This window comes from Dyella sp. SG562 (genome assembly GCF_011759495.1).
Lineage (GTDB): Bacteria > Pseudomonadota > Gammaproteobacteria > Xanthomonadales > Rhodanobacteraceae > Dyella_D > Dyella_D marensis.
The window spans coordinates 615,329-628,623 of sequence record NZ_JAAOYS010000001.1; the positions used below are offsets into that span (position 1 = coordinate 615,329).

A 13,295-nucleotide genomic window follows, 5' to 3' on the forward strand; every position below is an offset into this window, starting at 1 on the left:
GCGCATCACAGCTCGCGCAAGGCCGTCGTCACCGGCAGCCGCGCCGCGCGCACCGCCGGGAACAGGCCGCCCACGAAGCCGATCGCCAGCGCCCACTTCACGCCGGTCCACAGCAGTGCCGGCGAGACGTGGAACTCGAAGGTGAGCTGCCCCACCGAGCCCTGCGCCAAGGTCGAGGCGGTATAGCCGTTGAAGATCAGCCACGCCAGCGCGCCGCCGAGCACGCCGCCGAGCAAGGCCAGCAGCATGGTCTCCAGCATGATCGCCACCACCACCGGCAGGCCGCGGAAGCCGATCGCGCGCAGCGTGGCGATTTCGCGGGCACGCGAAGCCACCGCCGCGAACATGGTGTTGAGCGCGCCGAAGATCGCGCCGATCGCCATGATCAGGCCCACCGTGATGCCGATGATGCGGATCACCTTGCTGGTGCCCTCGGACTGCTTGTTGAAGTAGTCCAGCGTGGTGCTGGTATCGACCTTCAGGCGCGGGTCGGCGGCCAGGGTGGACTCGAACGCCTTGAAGCCGTTCGGGTCGGCCAGCTTCACGATCACCGAGGCGCGGCTGGAGCCGCGGCGGTAGGTATCGGACACCACCGAGGCATCGCCCCACACTTCCGATTCCAGCGCGTCGTCGCTGGCGAACACACCGACCACGGTCCATTGCTGGCTGCCCAGCTTGATCTCCTGGCCCGGCTCCAGGCCGGCGAACTGGCGCTGCGCACCCTTGCCCACCACCAGCTCGCGCATGCCGGGATTGAACTTGCGGCCGGCGACGATCTTGAGGTTGGGCCGCAGCTCCCAGCCTTGCTGGTCGATGCCGCGCAACTGCACGCTGCCCTCGTCGTCGGCGCCCTTGCCGCCCTTCACCGGCAGGTTGGCGGCGACCACGATTTCGGACGACGCGATCGGCTCGCCCTTGGCATTGCGCGCGATGCCCGCGGTCTGCGGAATCACCACCACGCTGTCGCGGTCGAGCACCGACATCACTTCGCTGGCCGAACCGCCGCGCATCACGATGGCGGTATCGGCGCTGCCGGTCTTGCGCAGCGTCTCGGCGTAGCCTTCGCCCATCGCCAGCAGCGCGACCAGCACACCGACCACGCCGGCAATGCCGATCACCACCACCGCGGAGGAACCGAGCCGCGACTTCAAGGTGCTGATGCCCACGCCGGTCACCGAGGCGGCCTGCCTGCCGCGGCGGGTCAGGCCCAGCCAGAGCGCGAAGGCCAGCACCAGCACGCCGACCATGAGCGGCGGCAGCTTGATCCACACCGCCAGGCACACGATCACCAGCACGAAGAGGCCGAAGCCGAACAGGAAATTCTTGGATTTGGACATGGCGTCGGCTCCTCAGCGTCCAGCCAGCGCATCGACAATGTTCAGGCGCATCGCGCGGACGGCCGGCAGCGCACCCACCAGCAATCCGATCAGCACCATGATCCCCAGGCCGAGCATCCAGCTGCCGCCGGTCACGCCGGGCAGGTTGAGCATGCCGCCGCTGCCCTTGGCCACGATCGGAATCAGCAGCGAGGCCAGGCCCAGCCCGATCACGCCGCCGATCAGCAGCAGCAGCACCGACTCGGCCAGCACCATCATCAGCACCGAGGGGCTGGTGAAGCCGATGGTCTTGAGCACCGCCAGTTCCGAGGTGCGCTCGCGCACCGCCTGCATCATGGTGTTGCCCGACAGCAGCAGCAGGGTGAAGAACACCGCGCCCATGATCGCCCCGACGATCAGGCCGATATCGGCAAGTTGCTTCATCCACGCCGCGGCCGCAGCCTGTTCGGTCTGCGTGCGCGTCTCATGGTCGGAGTTGGCGGAGATCGCATCGATCGCCTTGGCCACGCGGTCGGCCTGGTTGACGTCGCTGATGCGGCTCACATACCAGCCGACCATGCCGCGGTTGTACGCGGTGCCTTCGTCGAAGTACTTCCAGTGCATCAGCACGGTCTGGTCGTACCAGCCCGCGCTGGCTTCCTTGGCCTTGAGCGTGCCGACGATGTCGAAGCTCCAGTTCTTGCTGCCGTCATGCAGCGGGAAGATGGTCGACTGCAGCGGGATCTTGTCGCCCACTTTCCAGCCGAAGCGCTGCGCCAGCTTCTCGCCCACCAGGATGCCGGTGCGCGTGTTCTGGAACGCCTTGCGCGCCTCGGGGCTGGCTTCGATTTCCGGGAACTGGTCCAGATAGTTGTCGCTCACCGCGAAGCTGAAGACCTGATTGTGCGGGTCCTGATAGGCGCCGCCGAACCAGTTGGCGAATGCCACCGACTTCACCCCCGGCACCTGCGCGATCTGGCCGTTGAGGCCGGAAGGCAAGGTCTGGATGAAGGACAGGCGCGAGCCGGTCTGCAGGCGCTGCGCGCCGTTCGCGCTCTGGCCGGCCTGGTCGAACGAGGTGCGCACCGCGTCGAGCATGCCGAACAGCAGAAACGCGGTGACGATCGAGACCAGGGTGAGGATGGTGCGGGTCTTGCGCCGGAACAGCGCCGCCCAGATCAGATGAAGATATTTCATCGCGGCATCCCCTCAGGCCAGCGCCTGCTCGACCAGGGTGCCCTTGTCGAGGTGCAGCGTGTGGTTGGCGTAATCGGCCGCCTTGGGATCGTGGGTGACCATCACGATGGTCTTGCCGTGCTCGCGGTTGAGCGTGCGCAGCAGGCCGAGCACGTCCTCGGCGGACTGGCGGTCCAGGTCGCCGGTCGGCTCGTCGCAGACCAGCAGGGTGGGATCGGACACGATCGCGCGCGCGATCGCCACGCGCTGCTGCTGGCCGCCGGAAAGCTCGCTCGGCTTGTGCGTGGAGCGCTCGTCCAGGCCCACCAGCTGCAGCGCGATGGCGGCGTTCTTGCGGCGCTGCGCGGCCGACAGCCTGGTCAGCAGCAGCGGCAGTTCCACGTTGCGCTGCGCGGTAAGCATCGGCATCAGGTTGTAGAACTGGAACACGAAGCCGACGTTGGCCGCGCGCCACTTGGCCAGCGCGCCGGCGCCGAGCTGGTCGATGCGCTGGCCGCCCACGCTGATGCTGCCGCCGGTCGGCGAATCCAGGCCGCCGATCAGGTTGAGCAAGGTGGTCTTGCCCGAACCGGACGGACCCATCAGCGCGAGGAAGTCGCCCTCGGCGATATTGAGGTTGATGTGGTGCAGCACTTCCACTTTCTGCTTGCCGCGCTCGTACACCTTGGAAAGATCGCGGACTTCGATCAGCGTGCCCATGCTCATGCCTGTTCTCCCGAAACTGCGTTGGCTTTCGTCGTGATCTTGCGCGGCACCGGCCGCGCTCAAGGATTGGCCGCGCTCTTTACGCGCATGCCGTCTTTCAGTGCTTCCGGCGGCGAGACCACCACCGTGTCGCCGGCCTGCACGCCGGCCGGCAGCAGGCGCATCTCGCCGTAGGCCTGCGGCGCCGGCTGCACCGCGCGCTCGTGGGCGGTGTCGCCGCTGACCACGAACACGGCGTCGTGACCGTCGCGCTGCGCGATGGCGCCGGCCGGCACCAGCACGCCCTTGGGCGGCTCGGCGGCCTGCTTCGGCGCGGCCTTCTCCAGGAACGAGACGCGCACACCCATGTCCGGCACGATGCGCGGGTCCTTCTGGTCCAGCGCCACGCGCACCTTCACCGTGGCCTTGCCGCGGTCGGCGGCGGGCACGATGGCGATCACGTGGGCGGGGATCTTCCAGTCCGGGTAGGCGTCGAGCACGGCCTCGGCCGGCATCGCCGCCTGCACGCGGCCGATATAGGCCTCGTTGACGTCGACGTCGATTTCCAGCGAATCCATATCGACGATGGTGCCCACGCCGGTGCGGGTGAAACCGCCGCCGGCCGACAGCGGCGAAATGATTTCGCCGACCTGGGCCGCCTTCACCGTGATCACGCCGGTGAACGGCGCGCGCACCACGGTGTAGTCGAAGTTCACCTGCGCCTGCTTGGCCTGCGCCTGCGCGGCTGCCGCCAGCTTGCGCTGCGCATTGAGCTGGGCAGCGGTGGTGTTGACCAGGGTGCGCGCCTGCTCGTCCTGCTGCTTGGGCACCAGACCGCTCGTCGCCAGCGTATGCGCGCGCACCGCGTCGCGGTTGGCCTGGTCGAGCTGGGCCTGCAGCTGCAGCACCTGCGCCTCGGTGGCGCGCGCGTTGGCTTCGGCGGCGTCGAGCGCGGCACGGTAGGCGTTGTCGTCCAGGCGCGCCAGCACCTGGTCCTTCTGCACGCGGTCGCCTTCCTCGATCAGCACCTCGGTCAGCGTGCCGGTGATCTGCGCCGACACCGTGGCCTGGCGGCGCGCGGTGATATAGCCGGTGGCCTGCAGCACCGCGCCGGGGCCGGCCGCGGCGGTGGGCGCGACGGCGGCGGCGGTCTTCACTTCCAGGGCCGGGTGGCCCCACAGCATCCAACCGCCGGCGCCGGCCGCCAGCACCACCACCAGCACGCCGCCCGCAATCCATGGCCAGCGCCCGGGACCGTGCCCATGGTCCTCGCGCTCGTGGCGCTCGATGCGCAATTCCTTCAGCAGTTCCGCGTTCTTCACACCCGCTCCCCAAAAGCCGGTTCCCACCGGCTACCGATGGCCGGCACGATGAAGCAAGCCCGCATGGCTTTGCAGAACGCCTCATCAGCCGATGGCAATGACAGCTGTCATCCGGGCCGAACGAGCCCTGGCGATGACTGCTGCTTCCCTTACGTCGAACGGCGCCGCGCGAAATCGACAGGGGTATAGCGCTCTGCGCGCGCGGGCGATAGCTGACACGGCACGTATCCCTGCCGGGCCGCCCCGCCTAGCTGCTACCCTTCCGCGCATGACCTACGCCATCCCCGCCCCGCTCCAGCCCAGCCTGCCGGTGTACGGCAGCGACCTGCGTTTCCCCGTGCGCCGCGTGTTCTGCATCGGCCGCAACTACGCCGACCACGCCCGCGAGATGGGCGCGGTAGTGGAGAAGGATGCGCCGCTGTTCTTCTGCAAACCCGCCGACGCCATCGTCACCGACGGCGCCGACGTGCCCTACCCGCAGGCCACCCAGGACCTGCACCACGAAGTGGAGATGGTGGTGGCGCTGGGCGCGGGCGGAAAAAATATTCCGGCCGAGCGCGCCGCCGCCCTGATCTGGGGCTATGGCGTGGGCCTGGACCTGACCCGCCGCGACCTGCAGGCGCTGGCCAAGGCCAAGAGCCATCCCTGGGACGTGGCCAAGGGCTTCGACCATTCGGCGCCGGTGTCGGCGCTGCGCCCGGCGGCCGAAGCGCAGCTGTCGGCGGCGACGGGCCTGAGCCTCAGCGTCAACGGCGCGGTGCGCCAGCACAGCACGCTGGGCGAGATGGTGCACGACGTGGCCGGCATCATCGCCATCCTGTCGACCCTGTTCGAATTGAAAGCCGGCGACCTGATCTTTACCGGCACGCCGGCCGGCGTCGCCGCGCTGCAGCGCGGCGACAGTTTCCATGCGGCGCTGGAAGGCGTCGCCACCTTGGACGGCCGCATCGCGTAAACGGCATCGCAACATCGGCGGCGGCAAGCTGGCGCGCGGAATGCGTCGGGCCGGCCGCCCATCGCAGGGGGCAACAACATCCACTGAAGAGGGAGAGCAGCAATGGGCATGATGAAAGAGTTCAAGGACTTCGCCATGCGTGGCAACGTCGTCGACCTGGCGGTCGGCGTGGTGATCGGCGCCGCGTTCGGCAAGATCGTCACCTCGCTGGTCGACCAGATCATCATGCCGCCGATCGGCCTGCTCACCGGCGGCGTCGATTTCTCCGCCATGAAGTGGGTGCTCAAGCCCGGCGACGACAGCGATCCCAAACACAAGGTCGCCGAGGTCGCGATCCAGTACGGCGCCTTCTTCAACGTGGTGATCCAGTTCGTGATCATCGCGTTCGCCATCTTCCTGGTGGTCAAGGCGATCAACCGCCTCACCCGCCGCGAGGAAGCCGCGCCGGCCCCGCCGCCGCCGACCGAGACCCTGCTGACCGAGATCCGCGACTTGCTGAAGAAGCAGCAGTAGCTGCTGCTTCAGAGGGAATAGAGAGTGGGGAATCGGGAATAGGAAGAGCAGGGCGCCGCGACCGTGGGCGTTTTTTGCTCGGGTAAACAGGGCGAATCCGGACATCGGGAGCGCTGTTCTTCCGATTCCCGATTCGCCACTCCCTATTCCCGCCCCAACCGTGACTTCTGGCCTAAGCGGCAGCACCGACCGGCGCCATAATCGGGGTTTACACCGAGGAGTCCCCGATGCGCCGCCTGCCTCTCACCCTGCTCGCCGCCAGCCTCGCCTTCGCCGCGGGCGCCGCTAGCGCCGCCGACAAGGCCACCACTATTCCGCAGTCCGCCGTAAAGACGGCCGAACAGCTGCGCGACAAGGCCATGGCGGACGACACCGGCTACAAGATCGTCGAATCGCTCACCACCGAAGTCGGCCCGCGCATCGCCGGCGGCCCGAACGACCAGCGCGGCCGCGAATGGGCCATCGCCAAGTTCAAGGAGCTGGGCTACGACAAGGTCTATACCGAGACCGTCACCTACCCGCTGTGGGAACGCCACAGCGAGCACGCCGCCATCGTCGGCCCCTACCCGCAGCCGCTGACCGTGATCGCGCTGGGCTATTCGGCCGGCACGCCCAAGGGCGGCCTCACCGCCGAGGTGGTGAAGTTCGACAGCCTCGACGCGCTGAAGAAGGCCGACCCGGCCAGCGTCAAGGGCAAGATCGTCTTCGTCGACGCCAGGATGCAGCGCCACAAGGACGGCCACGACTACGGCATCGGCTCGGCCGTGCGTACCGGCGGCCCGGTGATCGCCTCCAAGATGGGCGCGGCCGCCTTCCTGCTGCGCTCGGCCGGCACCGACGAGCACAGCCGCACGCCGCACACCGGCGTCACCGGCTTCCGCGATCCGAAGGAAGCCATCCCCGCCGCCGCGCTGTCGCTGCCGGATGCCGACCAGCTCGACCGCGTGCTGGCCTCCGGCAAGCCGGTGAGCATCAAGCTGGACCTGGACTGCGGCATCACCGGCACCTACACCGGCGCCAACGTGATCGGCGAGATCACCGGCAAGAAGTACCCCGACCAGATCGTGCCGATCGGCGGCCATCTGGATTCCTGGGATCCGGGCACCGGCGCGATCGACGACGGCGCCGGCGTGGCGATCGCCATGGCCGCGGGCAAGATGATCCTGAGCCTGCCGCAGCGTCCCGACCGCACCATCCGCGTGATCGCCTTCGCCAACGAGGAAATGGGCCTGTTCGGCGGCCGCGCCTATGCCGACAAGCATGCCGCGGAAGTGAGCAAGCACCAGCTCGGCACCGAGTCCGATTTCGGCGCGCGCAAGATCTGGCGCATGACCGCCAGCGTGAAGCCGTCGGCGCGCGGCGCCATCGAGCAGATCGCCAAGGTGATCGAGCCGGTCGGCGTGGCCTACGACCCGCAGCATCCGGGCGGCGGCGGTTCCGACCTGTCGCAGATGCACGCCAAGGGCATGGCCGCGCTCACCCTGACCCAGGACGGCACCGACTACTTCGACTACCACCACACCGCCAACGACACGCTGGACAAGATCGACCCGCGCGAACTGGCGCAGAACGTGGCGGTGTATGCGGCGTTCTCGTACATGGCGGCGCAGGCGGAGGGGGATTTCGGTTCGGCGCCGGGGGCGTTCAAGAATGATGGGGCGCGGGATTGAACGTTTGCTTCATGACATAAAAGAAAGCGGCCGCAAGGCCGCTTTTTTTATTGAGGAGCGGAGCTATCGAACTCTTCTCCCCTGCGGGGAGCACGCGGGGAGCGCACAGGGATGTGCGCGGCTTTGAGGAGCGAGGAAGATGCCGGCAGGCAGATGAGGGGCGGGTGCTCGCGGTAATGCTTCCACGGAGCGAGTAAGAGCTGTTGAACTTACAGCGGCCCTCCGCGCATCGCTCCGGCCGACCCCTCACCCCGGCCCTCTCCCCGGAGGGGAGAGGGGGATGCAGGGCGGCGCGAAAATCCAGCGAAGAGCACGCGGCGCAGCCGCGGCGTTCCGCTTGCGCGCTTTTGCTTTTGATCTTCACGGTCCCCTTGGCGCCGGCGGTGAGGGCTGGACGAAAAGGCCCCCGCAGGGGGGCGAGGACAGGAGTCCTCGCCTTTTTGATCAGGGCATGGATGCCCTGTCAAAAAGCCCGGCCAGCCCTCACGGACCCTCAGCAGCTTGCTGCTGAGGGCGCCAAGCAGGGTGCACTTTCTTCTTGGTTACTTCTTCTTTGTGCACGCAAAGAAGAAGTAACTCGCCTCGCGGCAGCGGGGCGAAACACTCGCCAACGGCGAGACCACCACGCGCCAACGCGACAACCAAGCGCAATCGCCACTGGATCCCGGCCTACGCCGGGATGACGAGCTAAGCCGCAGGCTTCGCAGAAAACCGCGCCTGCACCCGGTCCAGATAGAGGTAAATCACCGGCGTCAGATACAAGGTCAGCACCTGCGACACCGCCAGGCCGCCCACCACCGCCAGGCCCAGCGGCCGGCGCGTTTCCGCGCCCGCGCCGATGCCCAGCGCGATCGGCAAGGTGCCGGCGAACGCTGCCATCGTGGTCATCATGATCGGGCGGAAACGCACCTTGCAGGCTTCGTAGATGGCATGCGCGGGCGCCATGCCTTCGTCGCGCTGACGCTCCAGCGCGAAGTCGATCATCATGATCGCGTTCTTCTTCACGATGCCGATCAGCATCACGATGCCGACGAAGGCGAACAGGTCCAGCGAGGCGTTGAAGATCACCAGCGTCAGCAGCGCGCCCACCGCCGCGGCCGGCAGGCCGGACAGGATCGTCAGCGGATGGATGAAGCTCTCGTACAGAATGCCCAGCACCAGGTAGATCACGAACACTGCCAGCAACAGCAGCAGGCCCATGCCCTGCATCGAATCCTGGAACGCCTGCGCGGTGCCCTGCACGCTGCCGCTGATGGTGGCGGGCAGGCCGATCTTGTCCATCGATGCATCGATGCGCTGCACCGCCTGGCTCAGGCTCACGCCGGGCGCCAGGTTGAACGACACCGTCACCGCCGGCAGCTGGCCCTGGTGGTTCACCGTGAGCACCTGCGGCTGGCGGCGGAACGTGGCCACCGTGTCCAGCGGCACCAGGGTGCCGCTGGCAGAGGTGACGTAAAGGCGCGACAGCACGTCCGGATCGTTCTGCAGCGTGCGCGACACCTGCAGGATCACCCAGTACTGCGTCGCCGCGCCGTAGATGGTAGAGATCTGGTTCTGGCCGAAAGCGGAACCCAGCGCCGACTGCACCTGGGCCATGGTCAGGCCGAGGGTGGCGAGCTTGTCGCGGTTGACGTCGACCATGATCGACGGGCTGTTGAGATCGAGGTCGTTGGTGACGTCCTGGAAACCTTCCAGCTGGGTGAAGGCCTGGGTGATGCGCCCGCTCCAGTCGTACAGCAGCGGCAGGTCGATCGACTGCAGCGTGTACTGGTACTGCGCCTTGGACTGGCGGCCGCCGACCTGGATCGACGGCGGGTTCTGGATATAGGTGCGGATGCCCGGCACCTGCGCGAACTTCTTGCGCAGCTCCTGGATGATGCCATCCGGTCCCAGCTCGCGGTCGTGCGCGGGCTTCAGCAGCAACAGCAGCGAACCGTTGTTCACCGTGCTGCGCGGGCCGCCCGCGCCGACGCTGGACATGTAGCCGGCGATGTTCGGATCGTCCGCCACGATCTCCGCCAGCTTCTGCTGGCGCGCCACCATGCTGTCGAACGACACGTCCTGCGGGCCTTCGGTGGTGACGCGCAGCTGGCCGGTGTCGCCGGCGGGGATGAAGTCCTTCGGCGTCACGTAGAACAGCAGCGCGGTGGCCGCCAGGCTCAGCGCGAAGCCGGCCAGCACCAGCAGCGGACGGTCCATGCACCAGCGCAGGCTGCCGGCATAGCCGCGCTGCACGGCGTTGAAGCCGCGGTCGAAGCCGGCGATCAGCCAGTTCTTGTTCTCGTGGTCGTGCGCGCGGATGAAGCGGCTGCACAGCATCGGCGTCAGCGTGATCGCCACCACGCCGGAGATCAGGATCGACACGCTGATGGTCACCGCGAACTCGTGGAACAAACGCCCCACGATGCCGCCCATGAACATCACCGGGATGAACACGGCAATGAGGGACAGCGTCATCGAGAAGATGGTGAAGCCGATCTCGCCGGCGCCCTTGAGCGAGGCCTCGTACGGCGACAGGCCAGCTTCCATGTGGCGCACGATGTTTTCCAGCATCACGATGGCGTCGTCCACCACGAAGCCGACCGCGAGCGTGAGCGCCAGCAGGGACAGGTTGTCCAGGCTGTAGCCCAACCCGTACATCACGCCGAAGGTGCCGATCACCGAGATCGGCAGCGCGATGGCCGGAATCAGCGTGGCGGAGAGATTGCCCAGGAACAGGTAGATCACCAGCACCACCAGCACGCCGGCCAGCACCAGGGTGAACTGCACGTCGTCCACCGAGGCGCGGATCGACAGCGAGCGGTCGTACAGCGTGTTGAGCTTCACCGACGGCGGCAGGCCGGCGGTAAAGCCCGGCAGCAGCGCCTTGATGCGGTCCACCGTTTCCACGGTGTTGGCGCCGGGCTGGCGCTGGATCGCCAGCACGATGGCGCGCTCGCCGTTGTACCAGCTCGCCGCCAGGTCGTTCTGCACGCTGTCGAAGGCGCGGCCCAGGTCGCGGATGCGCACCGGCGCGCCGTTGCGATAGGCCACCACCACGTCGTTGTAGGCGTCGGCGCGCATCAGCTGGCCTTCGCTGCGGATCGGCAGCTGCTGGCGGGTGCCGTACAGCGAGCCGGTGGCCTGGTTGACGTTGGCCGCGGCGATCGCCGCCTGCACCTGGTCGATGCCCACGCCCGTGCCGACCAGCCGCGCCGGATCCACGCTCACGCGCACGGCATATTTCTGCGAGCCGTACACGTTCACCTGCGCCACGCCGTCGACCATCGACAGGCGCTGCGCCAGTTCGGTCTCGGCGTACTCGTCCACCTGCGACAGGGGCAAGGTGGACGAGGTCATGGTGAGGAACAGGATCGGCGCGTCGGCCGGATTCACCTTGCGGAAGGTGGGCGGCGTGGTCATTTCCTTCGGCAGCTGGCGCAGCGCGGCGGAGATGGCGGACTGCACGTCCTGCGCGGCGCCGTCGATATTGCGGTCCAGCTCGAAGGTCAGCGTGATGCTGGTGGAACCCAGCGCGCTGGTCGAACTCATCGAGCTGATGCCGGCAATGGTCGACAGCTGGGACTCCAGCGGCGTGGCCACCGCGGAGGCCATGGTCTCCGGCGAGGCGCCCGGCAGGCTGGCGCTGATGCTGATGGTGGGAAAGTCGACATTCGGCAACTCGTTCACCGCCAGCCGCGGATACGCCGCGATGCCGAACACCAGCAGCGCCGCCATCAGCAGCGTGGTCATCACCGGTCGGCGGATGCACAGCTCGGGCAGGCTCATGGCGTCAGCCGCCTCCCGCCTTGACCTTGGCGCGGGCGCCGTCGACCAGCAGCATCTGGCCCTCGGTCACCACCTGCTCGCCGGCATCCAGGCCCTTGTCGACCACCAGCCGCTGGCCGGCGGTCGGCCCCGGCGTGATATAGCGCTGCTGCGCCTTGCCGTCGTGGCCCAGCACGAACACGAAGCTGCCCTTGGCCGAACTCTGCAGCGCTTCCACCGGCACGCTCACGGCGTTGGCGATACGCGTGGTCGGCAGGGTCACCTGCACGAACTGGCCGGCGGTGAGGCGGTGGTCGGTGTTCTCGAAGCGGCCCTTCACCACGATGGTGCCGGTGGTGGCATCCACCGCGTTGTCGATGAATTCCAGCGTGCCGGCCAGCGGCTGGCCCTTGTCGCCGGGAATCGCCGCCTGCACGGCGACCTGCCCGCGCGCCTGCGCGGCGCGCAGCGCGGCGAGGCTTTCCTCGGGAATGCTGAAGGCGATGCGCATCGGTTCGATCTGGTTGAGCACCACGATGTCGGTGCTGTCGGCGGTGATCTGCGCGCCGGGCCATACCAGCGGCGAGCCGATCACGCCGTCGAACGGCGCCACGATGCGCGCGTAGTCGAGCTGGGTCTGCGCGGTTTCCTGCAGGGCCAGGTCGCTCTGCAAGGTGGCCTTGGCCACGCCGAGGTTGGCCTGATAGGTGTCGTAGTCGGCCTTGGACACGAAGCCCTTGGCCAGCATGTCGGTGTAGCGCTGCTGGTCGGCCTGCGCCTTCACCCATTGGGCCTGGTCCTTGGCCACGGTGCCGCGCGCCTGGTCGAGCTGCGCTTTCAGCAGGCTGGGATCGATCTGGATCAGCAGCTCGCCCCGCTTCACCTGCGCGCCGGGCTTGAAGGCCAGGGTCTGCAGCTGGCCGGAAACGCGCGAGCGCAAGGTCACGGTGGAAAACGCTTCGGCGCGGCCGACCAGCTTCAGGCTGAGGTCGACGTCGCCGCGCGTGGCGGTGGCCACCTGCACCGGCACTTCGCCGGCCTGCGCGCCGCCGCCCTTGCCCAGCGCAGGCGTGGTTTCTTGGCGGCCGCGGAACACGAGCATGGCGACGCCAAGCAGCGCTACCGCCAGCACGATAAGGAGCAGTTTCTTCCAGGGCATGGGAACTCTCGGACTTGTTCGGCCGGCGCCGCGCTCCCTCCCAGGATCGCGACGCATGCTGACCCGCGATCCTTCGCCGGGACTTCGGAATGGCGGCAACCGTGCACGCCCAAAAGACCCGTACTATGCCGGGAGAATTCCTAAAGTCTCACAAGGACCAATGGCACTGGCATGACCATCGTAAGCATGGCGTAAGGTTAGCCGGTCGCAGGATCTTCCGAGTCGCCGGGCTGGTCCAGCGCCTGAAGGTTGTCCTTGATGCGGTTGAGCACGTCCATGGCCTGCTGCATCTCGTGCAGTTCGATGCCCTTGGTAGCGTCCTTGCGCAGGCCGCGCCCGATCAGCTCCATGTCCGCGATTACCCCGCGCGCCTGCTCGGTCACGTAGAGGCGCCAGGCGCGGCGGTCGCGCGGATCGGCGCGGCGCTCGACGAAACCGGCCGCCTGCAGGCGGTCGATCACGCGGCCCACGGCGATCGGCTCCATTTCCAGGAATTCCGCCAGCTCGGTCTGGCGCAGGCCTTCGCGGTGGTACAGCACCTTGGTCGCGCGCCACTGCGCGCGCGTCAACCCGAATTTCACCGCGCGCCGGTCGAAATGCTTGCGGAACAGCAAGGTGACGTCGTTGAGCAGATAGCCGAACGAGATGTCTTCAGTCTTCATGTGTTTCCCGAACCCTCCGCCCCTGCGGGCGCCCCGGCGGCAAGCATACGGCGCAAAAACCTGCGAAACC

General features: G+C 67.7%; 10 protein-coding genes. 3 read left to right on the forward strand and 7 right to left on the reverse strand.

The features are described 5' to 3' along the window. Nucleotides 1–5: 5 nt before the first annotated feature. From FHW84_RS02600 to FHW84_RS02615, 4 genes are all read right to left on the reverse strand, one after another. Nucleotides 6–1,337 carry an ABC transporter permease gene (locus FHW84_RS02600; RefSeq protein WP_167252545.1) on the reverse strand — a complete coding sequence of 444 codons (1,332 nt, stop codon included), beginning with the start codon at nt 1,335–1,337 and terminating at the stop codon, nt 6–8. A 12-nt stretch (nt 1,338–1,349) separates the two neighbouring features. After that, entirely contained in the window at nt 1,350–2,513 is a 1,164-nt protein-coding gene (locus tag FHW84_RS02605; RefSeq protein ID WP_167252546.1) for an FtsX-like permease family protein, read from the reverse strand. Between the two features lie 12 nt (nt 2,514–2,525). Next, nucleotides 2,526–3,212 (reverse strand): ABC transporter ATP-binding protein, encoded by a 687-nt coding sequence (locus FHW84_RS02610; RefSeq protein ID WP_167252754.1) that lies wholly within the window; start codon nt 3,210–3,212, stop codon nt 2,526–2,528. Between the two features lie 65 nt (nt 3,213–3,277). Next, the gene (locus FHW84_RS02615) at nt 3,278–4,519 is read right to left on the reverse strand and encodes an efflux RND transporter periplasmic adaptor subunit (protein WP_167252547.1); all 1,242 of its coding nucleotides are present in this window, start codon (nt 4,517–4,519) and stop codon (nt 3,278–3,280) included. A gap of 268 nt (nt 4,520–4,787) precedes the next feature. Between FHW84_RS02615 and FHW84_RS02620 the strand changes: the two genes are divergently transcribed. The 3 genes from FHW84_RS02620 to FHW84_RS02630 all read left to right on the forward strand — a co-directional run bounded on the left by FHW84_RS02620 (nt 4,788) and on the right by FHW84_RS02630 (nt 7,657). Then, complete coding sequence (locus tag FHW84_RS02620) at nt 4,788–5,474, forward strand: fumarylacetoacetate hydrolase family protein (protein ID WP_167252548.1); 687 nt, start codon at nt 4,788–4,790, stop codon at nt 5,472–5,474. A gap of 102 nt (nt 5,475–5,576) precedes the next feature. After that, nucleotides 5,577–5,987, forward strand: coding sequence for a large-conductance mechanosensitive channel protein MscL (mscL, locus tag FHW84_RS02625; protein ID WP_167252549.1), 411 nt, complete (start codon nt 5,577–5,579; stop codon nt 5,985–5,987). 227 nt (nt 5,988–6,214) lie between these two features. Then, entirely contained in the window at nt 6,215–7,657 is a 1,443-nt protein-coding gene (locus FHW84_RS02630) for a M20/M25/M40 family metallo-hydrolase (RefSeq protein ID WP_167252550.1), read from the forward strand. A gap of 687 nt (nt 7,658–8,344) precedes the next feature. Here FHW84_RS02630 and FHW84_RS02635 read toward each other — a convergent pair. The 3 genes from FHW84_RS02635 to FHW84_RS02645 all read right to left on the reverse strand — a co-directional run bounded on the left by FHW84_RS02635 (nt 8,345) and on the right by FHW84_RS02645 (nt 13,225). Further along, complete coding sequence (locus FHW84_RS02635) at nt 8,345–11,425, reverse strand: efflux RND transporter permease subunit (protein WP_167252551.1); 3,081 nt, start codon at nt 11,423–11,425, stop codon at nt 8,345–8,347. A gap of 4 nt (nt 11,426–11,429) precedes the next feature. Further along, nucleotides 11,430–12,563: an efflux RND transporter periplasmic adaptor subunit gene (locus FHW84_RS02640; protein WP_167252552.1), complete on the reverse strand. Its 1,134-nt coding sequence runs from the start codon at nt 12,561–12,563 to the stop codon at nt 11,430–11,432. A 197-nt stretch (nt 12,564–12,760) separates the two neighbouring features. After that, entirely contained in the window at nt 12,761–13,225 is a 465-nt protein-coding gene (locus FHW84_RS02645; RefSeq protein WP_167252553.1) for a MarR family winged helix-turn-helix transcriptional regulator, read from the reverse strand. Nucleotides 13,226–13,295: the final 70 nt, after the last annotated feature.